Annotated in this window: 9 protein-coding genes; 7 read left to right on the top strand and 2 right to left on the bottom strand. The window is 39.7% G+C overall.

Annotation, left to right across the window (positions count from 1 at the left end; genetic code table 11):
• The first annotated feature begins 4 nt into the window (after positions 1 to 4).
• Positions 5 to 1,576, top strand: coding sequence for a RagB/SusD family nutrient uptake outer membrane protein (locus MWU84_RS13795; protein WP_246902267.1), 1,572 nt, complete (start codon positions 5 to 7; stop codon positions 1,574 to 1,576).
• Between the two features lie 787 nt (positions 1,577 to 2,363).
• On the opposite strand, the gene MWU84_RS13790 is transcribed toward MWU84_RS13795, so the two are convergent.
• The gene (locus MWU84_RS13790) at positions 2,364 to 4,016 is read right to left on the bottom strand and encodes a solute:sodium symporter family transporter (RefSeq protein ID WP_246902259.1); all 1,653 of its coding nucleotides are present in this window, start codon (positions 4,014 to 4,016) and stop codon (positions 2,364 to 2,366) included.
• A gap of 424 nt (positions 4,017 to 4,440) precedes the next feature.
• Between MWU84_RS13790 and MWU84_RS13785 the strand changes: the two genes are divergently transcribed.
• The 5 genes from MWU84_RS13785 (at position 4,441) to MWU84_RS13765 (ending at position 14,360) form a co-directional block, all read left to right on the top strand.
• Positions 4,441 to 7,797 carry a VCBS repeat-containing protein gene (locus tag MWU84_RS13785; RefSeq protein ID WP_246902251.1) on the top strand — a complete coding sequence of 1,119 codons (3,357 nt, stop codon included), beginning with the start codon at positions 4,441 to 4,443 and terminating at the stop codon, positions 7,795 to 7,797.
• Positions 7,790 to 11,041 (top strand): VCBS repeat-containing protein, encoded by a 3,252-nt coding sequence (locus MWU84_RS13780; RefSeq protein ID WP_246902249.1) that lies wholly within the window; start codon positions 7,790 to 7,792, stop codon positions 11,039 to 11,041. Before MWU84_RS13785 ends, MWU84_RS13780 begins: the two co-directional genes overlap by 8 nt.
• An 83-nt stretch (positions 11,042 to 11,124) precedes the next feature.
• The gene (locus MWU84_RS13775; RefSeq protein ID WP_246902247.1) at positions 11,125 to 12,471 is read left to right on the top strand and encodes a vanadium-dependent haloperoxidase; all 1,347 of its coding nucleotides are present in this window, start codon (positions 11,125 to 11,127) and stop codon (positions 12,469 to 12,471) included.
• A 71-nt stretch (positions 12,472 to 12,542) separates the two neighbouring features.
• Positions 12,543 to 13,439, top strand: coding sequence for an AraC family transcriptional regulator (locus MWU84_RS13770; protein ID WP_246902239.1), 897 nt, complete (start codon positions 12,543 to 12,545; stop codon positions 13,437 to 13,439).
• A gap of 63 nt (positions 13,440 to 13,502) precedes the next feature.
• On the top strand, positions 13,503 to 14,360 hold the full coding sequence (locus MWU84_RS13765) for a hypothetical protein (protein ID WP_246902236.1): 858 nt from the start codon (positions 13,503 to 13,505) through the stop codon (positions 14,358 to 14,360).
• 31 nt (positions 14,361 to 14,391) lie between these two features.
• Here the strand turns inward: MWU84_RS13765 and MWU84_RS13760 are convergent, their stop codons facing one another.
• Positions 14,392 to 18,099: a metallophosphoesterase gene (locus tag MWU84_RS13760; RefSeq protein WP_348647873.1), complete on the bottom strand. Its 3,708-nt coding sequence runs from the start codon at positions 18,097 to 18,099 to the stop codon at positions 14,392 to 14,394.
• Between the two features lie 54 nt (positions 18,100 to 18,153).
• On the opposite strand from MWU84_RS13760, the gene MWU84_RS13755 reads away from it, so the two are divergent.
• Entirely contained in the window at positions 18,154 to 19,344 is a 1,191-nt protein-coding gene (locus tag MWU84_RS13755) for a Pycsar system effector family protein (RefSeq protein ID WP_246902231.1), read from the top strand.
• Position 19,345 lies beyond the last annotated feature (1 nt).

Raw genomic sequence — 19,345 nt, 5'->3', positions numbered from 1 at the left:
CATTATGAACATACAAAAATATATGAAACCCGTTTTCGGCTCCATATTTGTGTTGGTAGGCCTTGTAGCCTGCACCGATCTGGAGATAGAAGAAACGGATTCGATCATAAGTAAGGCCACTAGTGGTGGTTTTACACCAGTGGCCAATCCGGCCTCCTCACTAAGTGACCTATACAATAAGGTTGGTACTGATTTTCAAACCCAGGAAACCATGTACGCCATGTCCGAAGTAACAACGGACGAGTTGTTGATTCCAACACGGGGAACCGATTGGGGTGATAACGGGATTTGGAGACAGTTGCATACCCACACTTGGACCCCTGCGCATTTATTTATTAAAAATGCCTGGAACAATTTGAATCAAAATGTTTTTCGTGCAAGTGAGATTATAGAAAGTAGCCCGAGTGCAGAAGTATTGGCGGAAGCTAAATTTCTTAGGGCGTTCAATATGTTTTTTCTTATGGACTTTTTCGGTTCCGTACCTTTTAGGGAGGTAGATGAAGGTCCTGAAATTAATCCAAGAGTGTTGACAAGAAGTGAAGTTTTCAGCTTTGTGGAGTCAGATTTAATGGAAGCACTGCCAGGCTTGCCCGATGGTAGTCCAGGTACCGCCAATACAGCGAACGCTACCAAAGCGGCGGCAAATTTCTTGTTGGCCAAAATGTACTTAAATGCCCATATATATAATGGGGGTGCCGTTGATAACGCCAATATGCAAAAGGTGATAGATCTTGTAGATGATATTAAAGACTTAGGCTTTGATATAGAAACATCTGGCTATTTTAAGATATTTGAATCTGCAGACGATTCAGAGACCATACTTTATTTAAAGAGCGACATTGGCGCTAGAATTTGGAACAGTATGCATTACAATATGAACTCACCTGACAATACTGGTGGGGGGTGGAACGGGTTTTCTACCTTGGCAGAATTCTATGATTCTTTTGAAGGTGCCCCTAATTCTAACTATGTAGGTGATGGCCAAGAGGAACGTAGAGGATGGGTGCCAGATGCTACCAATGCCGATAATATTAATTTAGGTCTTGGATACGGTTTTTTAATTAACCAACAGTATAATGAAGATGGAACCAAATTGAAAAACAGACAAGGTGGAGATTTAATATTGACCAAAGAAATACCATCTTTGGTGGGTAATGGGGAAGCTGTAGGTATGCGTATTCTTAAGTACCATCCATATGATGTTACAAATGAGGGTGGTGAAGTGAACTCTTTTAGAAGGCATCAAATACTTTTTAGATATTCCGATGCCCATTTGATGAAAGCAGAGGCGATGATGCGCATTGGGGGAGACCCTACTGCTATGGTAAATGAACTGCGTCAAACAAGAGCCAATACTCCAGACTTGGCCAGTGTTAACGAAGATGAGCTTTTGGCAGAAAGAGGGCGTGAGTTGTATATAGAATTTTGGAGAAGGAACGATTTGGTTCGATTTGATAAATTTACAGCACCTTGGTCATTGAAGGAAGTAACGGGAGATCCCAACTTAAATCTTTTCCCAATTCCAGAAACGGCTTTGCTTTCCAATCCCAATTTGGTTCAGAATCCAGGATATTAATAATTTAGTTTAGGTAGTTATTTAAAAGAGGGTTGTTCATTTGAACAACCCTCTTTTTTATGTGGTAAAGTTATTTAGTCCTATTGTAAGATTATTGGGATCATACTTAATTGTTATGTTCAGGCAAAAATTATCTTTTTTTATTGGTTCTATTTATTGGAATGAACCGCCTAGAACATATGTTGAAATTATTCTTTCATTTTACTCAAGTGATTTCTATTGTTTTTTATCTGTTTTAGTGAATCTCCGATTTCTTTGCTGTCCAATGAAACCAACGCAGGAGGTTCATGAATACCTTATTCTAAAATAGAAAGGGAATGAATAAAACGAAACAAACCTGCCTCGCCGGCAGGCGGGAGAAAAGCCCCTTCTTCATTATGTGGCTCCTAAAATCTCGGGATTTTAAGGACCGATGCCATGGCCTAAATTATTTCCAAGGCTTCAATAATTCTTTACGGCCATGACACCTCCACTATGGAAGAAGACCGACCCAACGACAGGCTTTGAAAGCAATTTACAACGGTATGTGATAATGGCCAATGGTTGACGGAACAAAAAAACGGCCTATTTTCAATTTCGTCTTAAATCAAGTGGTTTCCACATTGGGCGGTGCGGCCGTGGAAAGTACGTGGATTTAAAGAATTTAAAAAAATTAGCCTACTCCCGATAGTTATCGGGATTTTAGTCCGTTTTTTTGGCGATGCAAAAAATGAACAGTACACAAACTTGGGGATAGTTTATACCATCGTTTTCTAGTTCAGACAGTACTATTGAAATTGATTCGAAACTATTTGGCAAAATAAATATATATTCCAATTACGATGACGCAGATAGCGATCCCTACATGATTTACATATTTATAGGGTTCAATGGAAACTTGCTTGGTGTATTCCAGTTCAAAGGCATCTTTTCTAGGGTAAAACTTCCCTATAAGCAACATGATGCCTGCGTTCAACAAAAAGAGAATGGCATTCACGTGCAGGAAATGTGGGTAGGCATCGGCTTCCACCAATTTTAACGCTGCTGGATCGCTAACGCCTGAAGCCTTAGCCGCTTCCAGCGCTTTTTCTATAAACTGGCCCTTAAGTATAAATTGACTTATTATATACAATATTGAGCCAGAAAAAATACCAATTTTTGCGGCAATGGCAGGAACCCTTTTAGTGAAATATCCTACTACGATAATGGTGAAAATAGGGATACTGTATATACCGTTTATTTCCTGTAGGTAATTGAACAGACTTCCCGCATTTGCAATCATAGGTGCTATAAACATAGCTGCAAGGGCCAAACAAATTCCAAATATCTTTCCGTATTTTACTACCGTTTTTTCCGATGCTTCTTGATTAATATGCTGCTTATAGATATCTATTCCGAATAAGGTAACAGAACTGTTGAGAACACTATTAAACGAACTTAAAATTGCCCCGAACAATACGGCCGCAAAAAATCCGACCAACGGCTTTGGCAGTACGGCCCTGACCAATTCTGGATAGGCAAGGTCACTGGAAGACAAGCCACCATCAAAATAATAGTAGGCTATCATACCGGGGAGAACCAAAATTAAGGGTCCCAGAATTTTTAAAAAAGAGGCCAACAATAATCCTTTTTGTCCCTCGGCCAAATTTTTGGCCCCCAAGGCCCTTTGAATGATCTGTTGGTTGGTTCCCCAGTAAAAAAGTTGCACCAGCATCATTCCTGTGAAAATTGTAGAAAAAGGTACTTCCTGTCCGCGCTCCCCCGTAGAATCGAACCTTGCGGCATCTGAGGTAATTAAATTATCAAGACCTGTAAGCACGTTGCCGTCACCAATGGCCATCAAACCAAATATAGGTATCAGGATTCCGCCAATAATCAGGCCAACAGCATTAATACTGTCCGAAACTGCCACTGCCTTTAAGCCTCCAAAAACTGCGTATATGGAACCTATGATTCCTATCCCCCAAATACAAATTACTAAAGCCGAAGTTTCGGAAACGCCTAAAAGTTCAGGAACATTGAACATGCCACTGATCGCTACCGATCCAGAATAGAGGATAACGGGCAAAAGTACTACGACATAGCCCGTTAAAAACAGACCTGAAGTAATGGTTTTCGTGGTAACATCGAACCGCTTCGCCAAAAATTGGGGAATAGTGGTTAGTCCACCTTTTAAATACCTGGGCAAGAGAAAAACGGCTGTTACTACCATGGCAATGGCCGCCAAGGTTTCCCAGGCCATAACCGACAAACCATCGGTATAGGCACTGCCATTAAGTCCAACAATTTGTTCCGTGGAAAGGTTGGTAAGAAGTAAAGAACCTGCGATTACACCGGCGGTAAGGCTTCTGCCTCCCAAGAAATAGCCGTCAGAGGAATTTTCATCAGTTTTTCGGGTAGCCAGGTAAGCAATAAGGGCAACTAAAAGGGTAAAGCCTATGAAAGAAAGAATTCCTAACATTATAATATGGAGTTTAATTGGTTGTTTGGGCTAAATATATTGGATTATTTGTAATATATGGCATGTATATTTGATTTATCACAAAATGCACTTTAAAAATATATCAATATTATATCAGTAAAACGCAAAAAAATATCAATATTAACAGTTCCGGCACCTGTAATTTATTGAACTTTAATTATCTTGGCGCTAATATTTAAATGTTGGTTTTTTCCTTTGAATACTGGTTTCCAAAACGTTTTTAAATTTTGCGATTGGTGGTCGATAACAGCGTTTTTTCGGACCAAATCTTTTATTGGAATTTACTTTTCTGAGTGACTGAAAAAAATTGTCGGAAAATGAACTTAATTTTAATTTGGTAAAACGGCGTAGACTACATTTAATATGTATTTAGGACCGTCTTTAAAAATAATCACAAAGATTTATGGGTAGATTTAATATAAGGGTAAGCCTTATTTTATTGGTAATATTATCGTTGGGTTCTTGTTCCCAAAAAAAAGAAGTAGATAAAGCATCTGAAATAAAAGAGGAGACATTATTCTCCTTATTGGCCTCCGAAAAAACAGGAATCGACTTTGTGAACAAGGTGGTAAACCAGAAAAACTTCAACATTTTTAAATACCGAAATTTTTATAATGGAGGTGGGGTAGCCATCGGCGACATCAATAATGATGGCCTTCCCGATATATATCTCACCGGGAACATGGTCGCCAACAAGCTCTATTTGAACAAAGGAGGCCTTGAATTTGAAGATATATCTGAAAAAGCTGGAGTTCAAGGCAATAAGCCTTGGTCCACAGGAGTGACCATGGTAGATATTAATAATGATGGCTTATTGGATCTTTATGTAAGTAATGCAGGAAATATGGAGGGGAATAACCATGACAATGACCTGTACATAAATAATGGTGATCTTACCTTTACCGAGAAGGCAGCGGAATATAATTTGGCCAAAACCGGGTTTTCTACCCACGCCACTTTTTTTGACTACGATAAGGATGGGGATCTGGATGCCTATATCTTGAATAATAGTAATGTACCCGTTAGTAGCTTGGGATATGCCGAACAACGCGAGGTTAGGGCCCAAGATTGGGCGGGAGTTCCGGATATCTTCAAGGGTGTGGGCGATATGCTTTTGAGAAATGACAACGGCAAGTTTGTGGATGTAAGTGAAAAAGCCGGTATTTATGGAAGTTTAATAGGCTTTGGACTTGGGGTAATGGTGAGTGATATCAATGGGGATCTCTATCCCGACATCTATGTGTCAAATGATTTTTACGAAAGGGATTATCTCTATATCAATCAAAAAGATGGCACCTTTAAGGAAGAAATTGAACAATGGACCTCCCATTTAAGTTTATCTGCAATGGGTATAGATATGGCCGATATAAATAATGATGGTTATGCGGACATCTTCATCACGGATATGCTACCGGAAGGGGATCAAAGGGTAAAATCGGTTATGGAGTTTGAAGGCTACAACGTTTTTAAATTAAAACAGAGCAAGGATTTCTATCAACAGTACATTCAAAATACTTTGCAGTTGAATAATGGGAACAATACGTTTTCCGAAGTGGCCTATTACAGTGGGGTTGCCAAGACCGATTGGAGCTGGGCTGGACTTCTATTCGATATGGACAATGACGGTTTAAAGGATATATACATTACCAATGGTATAAATCACGATTTGACGGATTTGGATTTTGTTGACTTTTTTGCCAACGAAATCATTCAAAATATGGCGCTCACAGGGGAGAAGCAATCTATAGATTCCATTATAGACAAAATGCCTATAGCTCCCCAACCCAACTACGCGTATAGGAACAATGGAGATATTACATTTTCCAATGAAACCAAGAAATGGGGCTTGGAACTGCCCAGTATGTCCAATGGAGCGGCATATGGTGATCTAGATAACGATGGGGATCTTGATATTGTGGTCAACAATGTTAATATGGAAGCCTTTTTATACGAGAACCATAGCGAAAAAAAGCCGGGAAACAATTATCTTAAATTAAAGTTTGAAGGTAGCGGTGAGAATAAATTTGCCATAGGAACCACCGTTAAACTTTATTTTGACAACCAGGTAATAGTGCAGGAATTAATGCCTTCTAGAGGGTTTCAATCCTCTGTAGACTATATTATGACCATAGGTTTGGGAAAGAATACTTCCATAGATTCAATGCAGGTAATTTGGCCCGATGACCGGACCCAGAAATTCAATAATATCAAAACCAATCAGTTCCTTACCCTTAAAAATTCCGAGGCTCTGGATATATTTGTTCCCAATAATAAGAACATAGTGAATCCACTTCTAAAAGAATTGGGCAATTCCGAATTATTGGTGCATAAAGAGAATAATTACAATGACTTCGATTACGAAGGACTGATCTCAAAAATGCTCTCCCAAGATGGACCGGCTTTGGCTGTGGCCGACGTTAATGGTGATGGTAATGAAGACATTTTTGTGGGAGGTGGTGCTGAACAAGCTGGAGTGCTTTACCTTCATAATGGCAATGGGAAATTGACGGCTACCAATCAAAAGGCCTTTGAAAAGGATGTGACACTGGAGGATACGGCCGCGGCCTTTTTGGATGTAGATGGCGATGGGGATATGGACCTTATGGTAGGAAATGCCGGTAATCAGGTAGGGGATGAAAAATTCTATAGAGCAAGGCTGTATATTAATAACGGTAAGGGTAGTTTTGAAGCTTCTTCCGAAATTTTGCCCAGTACCTTTAAAAATATTGCCGTAATAGCACCCAACGATTTTGACAATGACGGGGATATGGACGTCTTTATAGGTTCTAGGAGTGTTGTGGGAAATTACGGTTTGGATCCGGACCATTTATTCTTGGAAAACAAGGGAGATGGAACATTTATAGACGCTACAGAACGTCTGGCTTACGACACCAAACAAGCGGGCATGGTCACGGACGCTATATGGGAAGACATGGATGGCGATAAAAAGAAAGATCTAATTACCGTAGCAGATTGGGGAAGGCCTGTAATCTATAAGAATTCCGGTAAGAGAATGTCCAAAATGAATACTGCATTGGACAGCCTAACCGGATGGTGGAATACACTTAGTGCCGAGGATTTGGACAATGACGGGGACATGGATTTGATTTTAGGAAATCAGGGAAATAATGTGCCCTATTCCTGCTCCCGAGAGAATCCTATGAAACTGTGGGTCAATGATTTTGATAATAATGGGACCATTGAACAAATTACCACTCGTAATTTTGAAGGAAAGGACTATCCTATTCATCAAAAGAAGGAATTGACGACTCAAATGGTTGCCTTGAAAAAACAAAATCTCAAGTCTTCCGAATATGCTAAAAAAACGATCGGAGAACTCTTTTCTGGAGAAATTTTTGATAAATCCATTGTCAAGGAGGGTACCATTCAGGAATCTGTGATTGCTATTAATGAAGGAGGAGGGAAATTCACCATCAAAAAATTGCCGGGACGTATTCAATTGTCCTGTGTTTGTGGAATAACTTGTGCCGACCTTAATAATGATGGTTATTTAGACCTTATAATGGGGGGTAATAATTTTGAATTTAAACCTCAATTCTCGCGATTGGACGCCAATTTTGGCAGTGTTCTTTTAGGAAATGATAAACTGGACTTTGAATGGCAGAATTATGATGAAAGCGGGTTTTTTATTAAGGAGGAGGTGAAGCAAATTGAACAGTTTAATGACAAAAATGGAAAACGATTCGTCATCGCTGCCATAAATGATAACAAACCAAAAGTATTTGCGCTTGATGAGTAGATTTGCTTTATACATTTTATGCACAGTGGTTCTCATAGGTTGCGGCCAAAAGGAAGGTGAAATTTTCAGGAACCCATTGCCCAGCAATACAGGAATCGAATTTCAAAATACCGTTACAGAATCCGATGACCTGAACATTCTGGACTATTTGTATTTCTACAATGGGGGAGGAGTCGCCACAGGGGATATAAATGGGGACGGATTGCCCGATATTTTCCTCTCAGGAAACCAGGTTAAAAATAAATTATACTTAAATGAAGGTGGGTTAAAGTTTAAGGATATTACCCAAACTGCAGGTGTATCAGGGGAGAGTACATGGAATACCGGAGCCATAATGGGCGACATTAATGGGGACGGATTGCTGGATATCTACGTTTGCGCCGTGGTAGGGATAAATGGTTTTAATGGACAAAACGAGCTGTATATAAACAATGGGGACACAACGTTTACCGAGAGTGCGGCCCAATATGGTCTCGATTTTGATACCTATAGCAGTTCCGCGGCTTTGTTGGATTATGATCTGGACGGGGATTTGGATTTGTATCTACTAAACCATGCGGTGCATACCCAACAGTCATACGGGAAGGCCGAAGTAAGGAATAAGAGAAATGCCCAGTCCGGAGACAAGTTATTGCGTAATGATGGAGGTATATTTGTGGACGTTAGCGCGGATGCGGGTATTTATGGTGGTGCCAACGGATACGGACTGGGCATCGCTATTGCCGATTTTAATCAGGACGGATATCCGGATATTTATGTTGGTAATGATTTTCACGAAGACGATTATTATTATATCAACAACGGCAATGGAACATTTTCTGAGCAATTGCGCAACTATTTTGGCCATACCACCAAATTTTCTATGGGGAGTGATGTTGCCGATATTAACCACGATGGTTGGCCAGATCTTATTTCTTTGGACATGCTCCCCGAAGATGAAAAGGTACTTAAGTCTTCAGAAGGTGATGATCTTACCCAAACTCAGATTTTAAGGGTGGAACGTTTTGGTTATCACTACCAATATTCTAGGAATATGTTGTTTGTAAACCAACATAATACACCTTATTCGGAAACGGCGATCCAAAGCGGAATTGCGGCGACCGATTGGAGTTGGAGTGCATTATTTGGTGATTATGACCAAGATGGGGAGCAGGATATCTTTATTTCCAACGGGATTCCCAAAAGGCCCAACGACCTTGACTTTATAAAATTTGCATCGGACGAACAAATTAGAAATAAGCTGAGCAATACAAAACTTGTGGACCAACAAGCGCTGAATATGATGCCTTCCGGGGTGACCCATAATTCTGTTTTTAAAGGCGGGAAAGACATGAAATACAAGGATATGTCTGGCATTTGGACGGTGAAGGACACCCTGATTTCCGGGGCAACGGCCATGGCAGATTTGGACAATGATGGTGATCTGGATCTGATAACCAGTACCCTCAACAGTCCAACAGCATTGTACATCAACAAAACGGACACCAAGGCTAGTTATTTAAAACTCAGGTTTAATTATAAGGCCAAAAATAAACTTGGTATTGGCACCAAGGTTTTTGCTTATCTAAATGGGGGATTACAGTACAAGGAACTGTATACTGTTCGAGGTTTCCAAGCTTCTTCGGAACCTATGCTCCATTTTGGTTTTGGCAAACAAAATACGGTAGATTCCCTAAAAATTGTTTGGCCTGATAAGACCTTTCAAGTCTTAACAGAAGTGGCAACCAATCAGACCTTGTTGGTTTCCCCTGAGAACACAAAGCCTTTCAGTTACAGTTCGCTAAGGCCTTCTTCCAATAAGATATTCAATAAGGTTGCCGGCAACCTGGGCATCGATTTTACACATATCGAAGACAATTATTTGGACATCAACAGACAAAAATTGATCCCCTATCAGATATCGGATCGTGGTCCGGCAGTGGCTATTGGTGATTTGAATGGTGATGGAAAAGAAGATCTGTTCTTTGGAGGTTCCAAATATATTCCGTCCAGAATATTTCTACAAGGGGATACTACCTATTTGGAAAAGAGAATCGCGAATATTGCCAATGACTCCATAAAGGAAGATATTTCTGCTGTAATAGCGGATTTGAACAATGACAATAGGGGCGATCTGGTTGTTGGAACAGGTGGAGGGGATTTTTATGATGAAATGCCTCCCTTATTGGATAGTTATTATATTCAAGATAGTAGTGGTTTTGTGACTTCTTTTCTGCCTGAATATTTTGAAAATGCGGCGGTAATACGGGAAAGTGATTTTGACAATGATGGGGACCTGGATCTGTTTATTGGCAATAATGCTACAACGAACGATTTTGGCAATGTCCCTAATTCCTATATACTAAGAAATGATAAAGGAAAATTCTCCATAGCGGAAAATAGGGAGCTGCAAAAGGTAGGTATGGTCACTGATGCGGTATGGACCGATTTAAACAATGATGGCGTATTGGATCTAATTGTAGTAGGTGAGTGGATGTCTCCAAAATTCTTTTTGAACACTACTAATGGTAACCTTAAGGAAATTACGCCTCTCGACCGCCCTTATAATGGCCTCTGGGAGTGTATAATCCCATTTGATATGGATAGGGATGGAGACTTGGATTATCTACTTGGAAATTGGGGAGGCAATACCAAGTTTAAGGCCTCGGATAAATATCCAATGAAAATGTTTTATTCGGACTTTGACCAGAACGGAAGTACAGAGACCATTATAGCCACTGAAAAAAACGGCACATATTATCCCTTGGAAGGATTGGATGAACTATCTAGCCAAATGGTTGGCCTTAGAAAGAAATTTTTGACCTATAAGGCCTTTGCAGGTAAACCCATAGAAGAAATATTAGATGAAAATTCCCTTAAGAATAGTACCGTTCTTGAGGTAAATACACTAGAATCCGGTTATTTGGAGAACAATGGCGGAAAATATTCGTTTGTTCCCTTTAAGTCCGAATTACAGGTTGCCCCTATCAGGGCATTCTTGGAGTTCGACTTTGATAAAGACGGGAATACGGAAATTCTGGCTGCGGGGAACTATTTTGGTATTAAGCCATATCACGGGAGATTGGATTCCTTTTCAGGGGCAATGATAAAGAATAAAAATGATGTAATTTTGGGTAACAAATTAGGGTTGGAACTGGAGCTTAAATCTGTAAGACATATGAATATCATAGATTTGAACGGTAAGCCCTTTCTCTTGGTCACCTTTAATGATGACAAGGCTCAGGTTTATACCATGGACCAATAATATTTTAAAATGGCCTAGCAGGTTCTACTATGAATTTTTAAGGGTTAGAAAGAGAGTAAAAATTATTTTGACATAAATTTAAGATGAAACTATATTTAAGATTATTAGTATTATTTGCAGTCGTAATATCGTGCAACAAAAAGGAGGAGCCTATAGTAATTACTTCCCAGGATCTACATAATTCCATACATAAGGTCACGGAAGTGATGATCCACGATATTTTTTCGCCTCCAGTGGCCAGTAGAATTTTTGCGTATCCCAATATTGCGGCCTACGAAATTGTAGCCCTTAACAACAAGGATTATCGTTCTCTGGTGGGGCAGGTTACCGATTTGACCCCTATTCCAGAACCTTCGAAGGACAAGCCTATCAATTATCAAATGGCAGCCCTAATTGCGCACATGGAAATAAGCAAGCGCTTAATTTTTTCGGAGGATAAAATTGAAATGCATCGCGATAGTTTGTATGCAGATTGGCAAAATAAGAACATGACCATCTTCAGCAATTCCCAAGAATACGGTTTGGCGGTGGTAAAACATATCGTGGATTGGTTGGACAAGGATAACTATAAGCAGACTAGGACTATGCCCAAGTTTACTATTAATACTGATGACAATTCTCGTTGGCAGCCAACCCCACCGGCTTATATGGATGGGATAGAACCTCATTGGAGTAAAATAAGGCCTTTTGTGATTGACTCTGCCAATCAATTTGTGCCGGCCCCACCCCCTGCATTTTCCATGGATAAGAGTTCCGACTTTTATAGGGAAGTAAAGGAGGTCTACGATATTAGTATGGAAATCACCGCAAAAGGGGACACCTCGGAAGAGATAGCTATTGCGAAATTTTGGGATTGTAATCCTTATGTGTCCGTCACTAGGGGCCATTTAATGTTCGCAACAAAAAAAATAACTCCAGGGGCACATTGGATCGGGATTACCAAAATAGCTTGTGAAAAAACAAACTCGGATTTTGACAAAACAGTATATGCCTACACCAAAACTTCAATGGCCATAGCCGATGGCTTTATCAGTTGTTGGGACGAAAAATACCGTTCCAATTTAATACGACCTGAAACTGTAATAAATCAATATATTGATGAAAATTGGGCACCGGTCCTACAAACACCACCATTTCCTGAGTATACCAGTGGTCATTCCGTGGTTTCAGGGGCGGCAGCTACGGCCTTGACCAATATTTTTGGCGATAATTTTGCGTTTGATGACGATACCGAAATACCCTATGGTTTACCGGTTAGAAGTTTTACCTCCTTTAATCAGGCAGCGGATGAAGCCGCAATAAGCCGAATGTATGGTGGTATCCATTATAGGGCGGCAGTGGAAGTAGGGGTAGAACAGGGCAGGAAATTAGGTAAATTTATTGTGGACAAACTGCAAATGAACGGGGACAAGGTATTGGCGTCCAAGTAGTATCATTGGCTGGATTCCTATCGACTTTTCTGAAGGTTTCAAGATTAATTACCCAGTAAAAATTACAATTAGTGAGAAACAAAATTGTTTATTTCGTAGCGTTCCTTCTTCTATTATCCTTGGTTTGGTATCTGTTTCTAAAGCCTTATGATTATTCGGTTTCCATTATATCCAAGACATTTCCCGGAACCATTAATCAGAGTATTAAATTATGGGGCAATACCAATACGAATACCGTACTATTGCATGAAAAGGATTTTTTAAATATTGAGCAGCAATTAAAGTTTAACGATTCAATATACCAATATCAATGGAAAATAACTCCTGTTAATGATTCTACAAGTAAGATAAAGATTTACATTTCGGATGCGGATCATAGCCTGGAGAACAGGTTGAAGATTCCTTTTTTCGATACCAATTTCGAAAAACGGACCAAAAGAACCATTTTGGACTTTAACAATGCCCTAAATGAGCATTTGGAAAAATTTAAGGTCACCGTTCTGGATACCCAACAACAGCTTCCCGAAACCTATTGCGCCTATATCCCAATTAAGGCCTCGCAGATTGGAAAAGCAAAGGGGATGATGCAGAATTATCCTATTTTAAGTACAGTGCTGGTAGATAATAATGTGGCATTGAATGGAAGGCCATTTCTGGAAATTACAGATTGGAACAGGGAGATGGACAGTATTTCCTATAATTTTTGTTATCCAATTATTAAAAGTGATAGCCTACCGAAAAATGATATCATAAAGTATAAGAATTTTAATGGCTTTAAGGGGTTAAAGGCGATATACAATGGAAATTATATTACCTCTGATCGTGCATGGTACGCCTTGTTGGACTATGCCAAAAAGAATGGAATGGAGGTAACGGAAAGGCCGGTGGAGGTATTTTTTAGCAATCCAAATTTTGGGGGTAATGAACTTGAATGGGTAGCGGAAATATATATGCCCTTAAAAGAATAATAGGAAGGGATTATAAACAGGGTTATTTTTACTGGCCGACCTAAAAAATTAAATTTTAATTGGATGAAAAAATACTTGTTATTGTTGCTCTTGGGAACCATAGTTAGCTGTGCAAGTAATTATGGACAACTGACCTATGTTACCAAACTTCCCCATAAATTAACCGAGAATTCGGGAATGGTCCCTGCCAAGGACTCCACAGTGTGGTTCATTATGGATAGAGGTAATCCCGACAAGATTTATCAAGTAAATTACGAAGGGGATCTATTAAAGGAATTAAAAGTAAAAAATGCTAAAAATCGTGATTGGGAGGATTTGGCCACTGATGGGAGTAATGTATTCATAGGGGATTTTGGAAATAATAGCAATGACAGGAAGAATTTGACCATATATAAAATTCCCGATCCCAATTTGGAAAAGGGCGATTATCTTGAAGCGGAAAAGATTGAGTTCAATTACCCTCAACAGACCCATTTTCCTCCCAAAAGGAATAAATTACTTTATGATGCCGAGGCATTTTTTTATTACCAAAACAACTTCTATATCATTACCAAAAACAGGACCCAACCTTTTAACGGGGAAGCATTATTGTATAAGGTGCCCGCTATAAAGGGAAATCATGAAGCCCAATATTTGGGTTCATTTGTTCCGCCCAAAGGAAAGAAAAACAGGCAAGTAACTTCTGCCGATATATCTCCTGATGGTAAGACCATAGTACTTTTGGGAAATGGGACTTTATGGGTATTTACCGATTTTGTAATGGACAATTTCTTTTCCGGCGGGAGCTTAAAAACCATAGATCTTGGGGTCTATACGCAATTGGAATCCGTTTCTTTTACTAATAATAACACATTATTTCTGTCGGACGAGGAGTCGGGAAAAACGGGAAGAAATCTTTATTCCTTCGCGTTAAGCAACTAACCCAAGTGTAAAAAAAAGCTAGAGTTGTACATCAGAATCCAAAACCAATACCAAAGGAAAACCTTGGGCCGTCAACACTATTGAACAAGGCTACTCTGGCGGTCATGATATCCGCTCCGTTAAGAAAAAAACCTCCTCCATAGGAGTTGTGCCATTGATCGGAATTTTCGTTGGGTGTCCAAACCCTGCCATAATCAAATCCGCCATAAATTCCCACCGTAACGGGCAGTAGTCCAGTTTTTAATCTCTTTAAGCTGTATCTAAGGTCAGTGTTTTGGTAATAACTGGTCTTGCCGGAAAAGCGTTGATTTCTATAGCCCCTGAGTCCATCTATTCCACCAATACTGGCGGCCTGGTAGAATTCGTATTCATCGCCCAAATTAAAATGTGCTTTCCATTTGGTGGCAAGGACCAATCTGCCGTTCGACACTAATTTATGATCAAAAGAAAGACTGGGAACAATATAGGCATATGCCTGCCCCTGGTTCTCTAAACTGGCCTTGTATCCCAATATTAATCCAGTTGCCGTTCCCATGGTGGGGAAGGCGTTATTGTCAAAATTTTCGTAAGTATATTCCACATCTACTCCAATAAAACTATTCCTATTCTCTTCCCCGTTGGCCAGATAAAAGGTGTTCACGAACCTATCTTCGGTTTCTTCTACTTCTAAACTTTCCAACAAAATACCAGTTCTGAATTTTGCTCCCAACTGTCCTCGCCATATCAAGGAGGGAGAAAAACTTAAGTTTTGAATTTTTACCCTATTGTAATCCATCTCCAAAGTGTCATCAAAATTTTCGGTTTCATTCCCAATTCCAAAAAAATTAACGCTGAAATTAGGACTGGTAAAACGGGCGGCCAATTCCAAATTCCAGTTTTCTACAAAATGGGCAAACTCTCCTTTGTAGCCCAATTCAAAGCCATCGGTTGCAAAATAGTAGGCGGCATTGTATTGGTGCTGGGTAGTGTAAGGGTTTTGTCTGAATCCATAAAAAGTATTTGCAGCATTGAAACCAAGCTTCATTCCATCATCTGGGTTAAATCCGATGGTCGGCACTATCTGCCGGGTACTATTCCTTAGTTTAAGCGGCTGATAGGTGTTGGTTTCATAATCTTTGGTAAGTCTAAGCTTTGCTCCCTTTATTTTCTTGAATGTATTCTTTTTGGTTTTATAGTCATATATCCAAGTATTGGTCCCTCCGGAAATGTCGTAAATATCGTTGTTCTGTCCCCCAATAAGTCTAATTTTGATTTTGTTGCCCTTTGCGCCAGCAACTTCAAAAATATCATCATCGTCCAAACCATAGATCCAAATTTCCTTTGTTATATCGCTGCTGAATTTCTTTTGAAAAAATAGCTTTTCCTTTTCTCCATCTATATTGCGAAAGGCTTTGATCTCCACTTCCAGATCCGACAAATTGTTAATTTCGAACCAATCATCCTTGTCGGTGCCTTTGATAACGACATACTTATTAAGTGCCGTATAGTAATTGTCTGCAATTTTGGGGAGGTTCTTTATTCGGGATATGAGAATTTCTTTCAAACCAAGGATGTTTTCGTCCAAAATTTCCTCTGGTAAGGACTCAAAAGCCTTATCAATGACATTAGGGGTAAGATTTTGCTGAATAAATTGCAGTTGTTTCTCCCAGTCAGCCTTGGTTGTTTCTGCCAATAAAGTTACATCTAAGCCGTAAGCATTTTTATTAAAGGCTTCAACGTCCCTAATGTCCTTATTAAATCCCTCCATCATCTTTAGGGCAGGAATTATTCTTGTAGCTACGCTCATTAACGCCCCATCTCCCCAGATGGAATACACTTGGTCCCGATCTCGTGGAATGGCCTCAAAAACAATCTTTCCTGTTTCCTTATCCTTAATTTCTCCCCAGCGCCATTGGTCGTCATGTCGATCCCAATCGCCCATGGCCATATCAAATAATCGGGTCCTTAGGTACCTATCCGTATTCACCACATATTTTTCGTCCCGTTTAATTTTGTCGATCATGTCCCAGGTACTTTCAATTTTATTGGCATAACCAAAACTGCCCAAATCTCCATGGCCGTCGCCCACCTGCTCTTCCATAATATAAAGTTCATCCCCAAACTCCCCATTAAATTCCTCTAGGGCAGTTTGCTTTGGAATGTAGTATAATTTAGGGTTGGTATGATAAAGGTCTATCGCATCGGAAAGGGTGCCCACGGTAAGAAGACCGTAGGGTAGTGCTCCGGTATAAAAATCCATTAAAAATTTTTCGGTATAGGTGTCCTTAAATTCGCCAATAACATATTTATCCTTAAAAGCCATGGCCTGAAGATATACCTCTGCGCTTTTTTTAACTGCCCTAATAACGTATTCCTTTCCGGAATTATCAACTAGCCGCAAGGATTTGGATTGGTTGCCGCCACCTTTTCGGACCGGTTTTAAACCGCCAAAAACAGTGTCTAATCGAAGGGTAGGCGCATTAACTTCAATGCCGTAATACTTTCTATATCTTTCGCCCCAAATAGTTTTGAAAAATTTACTTTTGTCGATCTCTTCCGGGGAGTAAACAGATGCTTTTATCTCCCTTGGAAAATCTTTGTCGTTAAACACATATTTTTCGTCTCTATCCGGAGGTAGTACCTGTGAGGAAAATAAGGGTTCCGGATCGTAATTTTGGCCAACGCCAAAATATTGGACCTCGGAGGAGCCATCATGGTATACCTTTAATTCGGCATAGCCCATTCTACCTGTGGAGAATTTAGAGCCGTTCAACAATCTTGTGGCCCCTTCTTTGGAACCGGAACCACTAACGATTTGGGGAGTGTTGTCCTCCACAATGTATTGAAGGGTGTGTTCGTGTCCTGAAGTCAATATAACCTTATCCGAGTACTGTGCCAGGGTTATCACGCGATTCCTTAATTCCGTATATCTTTTGTTTTGAAGATCGGCATAGGAGGCACCACTTGTTTTTCTTATTAGGTTTACAAAAGAACCTAAAATAGGGAATGGAAAGTTGCCCCCTGCTGGGTTTAAATGAAGTTTTGCCGAGTATTGTCCGCCGTGCGGTCCATAGCTGAACATGGGATGGTGTATGGCCAAAATGGTAGTCCTGTCCCTGTTTTTTTTGATAAGGCTTTCCAATTCCTCAAAAAATGTTTCACGATCCTTTATTTCGCATTTATCGTTTATAGTGGGGTGTTTGTCCCAGTTGGTCAAGTACCATTCCGTATCAATGGCAATAACGACAATTTGATCATTGATGTCAATTTTCTCAATGGGGCAGCCATCTTCCGGAAAAAAGACCTCTTTGCTTTTTAATTTCTTCTGTATATATTTTTGTTGCCTTTCCAGTCCTTCGAGACCTTCATTGTACCAATCATGGTTCCCAGGAATAAAAATAGGATTGCCCTGAAATTGGGCCAGGGTTTCCAGTTGCGCATCAAGATTGTTTTTGGCTTCCAAATAGGCTTGGGTAGAATCCTTTTTGTCTGGCATTCCCGCAGGGTAGATATTATCCCCCAGAAATAGGGCAGTACTATTTTTATTGGCTTTGCCCAATGCCTTTTGAAAGGCTTTTAGTGCATCGCTCTGGTCATCCATAGGAGATTTTCCGGCATCACCTATCAAATAAAAAGTGTGTAATAATTCGCTCTTTCCGGATATAGGCCTTGAAATACCATCTTCCGCATATTTTGTTTTATATGTGGCACAGCCTACCAAAAGAAAAAGTATGGATATAAGTAGGTAATGTTTCCTCATGTTCATCAGTTTAGAAATCAAAATTTTGTAATTTGTGAGTCATAATTAACTCTTATGTCGGAAATTCTCGAAAAAACTGAAAATTTTGTTGTTGATTTATTATCCAATAAATTAGACTCCAGTTATTTATACCATAATTTGAGTCATACCCGGCGGGTTGTTAAAAGTACTAAAGAATTATTGAACTTTTATAAACTGGGGGAGGATGAAAATGAAAGATTATTGTTGGCGGCTTGGTTACATGATACCGGGTATACCAAAGGTTCGGAGAACCACGAGGAGACCAGCTGTGTTATAGCCCGGGAATTTTTGGCAACACAGAATTACGACCAAAAGAAGATAGATAGTATTTGTAGCCTAATTATGGCAACGAAAAGGTTCTATGAGCCCCAAAACTTGTTGGAGGAAATTATCAGGGATGCCGATTGTTCCCATTTTGGGAAGAAGAGCTATTTGGAAACTTCAGAGTTATTACGGGAGGAATTGGATAATTTAGGGTTGGCAACCTATACGCAAAAGGAGTGGCGGGACGCGAATCTAAAAATGTTCCAAACGGAACAGCGATTTTATACCGATTATGCCCTTCAGAATTGGCAGGATGAAAAGAATAAAAATTTAAGAAGGCTTATAAAGGGTAATAAAGCCGAGGAAAATTTAGCAAAAAAGGAAAAATTAAAGGCGAAATATAAGAGTGAAAGTCCAGATAGAGGTATACAGACCTTGTTTAGGGTAACTCTAAAAAATCATTTAATGTTGAGTGATATTGCTGACACCAAGGCCAATATCCTACTCTCGGTAAATGCCATTATTATTTCTTTGGTGCTGTCCAACCTCATGACCAAACTGGACAACCCTTCGAACAATTATCTGATTTACCCAACACTTATTTTTGTGTTATTCAGCGTTGTGTCAATGGTACTTGCTGTTCTTGCCACAAGGCCAAATGTTACCCAAGGTCAGTTTACCAAGGACGATGTAAAGCAACGCAAGGTAAATTTGCTGTTCTTTGGAAATTTTCACAAAATGAAGCTCGAGGATTACCAATGGGCCATTAACGAATTGGTACAGGATAAGGATTATATCTATTCCTCTTTGACCAAGGATTTGTATTATCTTGGATTGGTATTGAATAGGAAATATAAAATACTTCGATGGACCTATACTATTTTTATTATTGGAATGATTATTTCCGTTTTTGCCTTTGTTGTAGCCTTTAAGTATTTTGGGCCCGATAGGGGTATATGAA

This window comes from Arenibacter sp. F20364 (assembly GCF_023015905.1).
In the GTDB taxonomy this organism is placed as follows: Bacteria; Bacteroidota; Bacteroidia; order Flavobacteriales; family Flavobacteriaceae; genus Arenibacter.
This window is presented reverse-complemented; position numbering and strand designations above follow the sequence as displayed.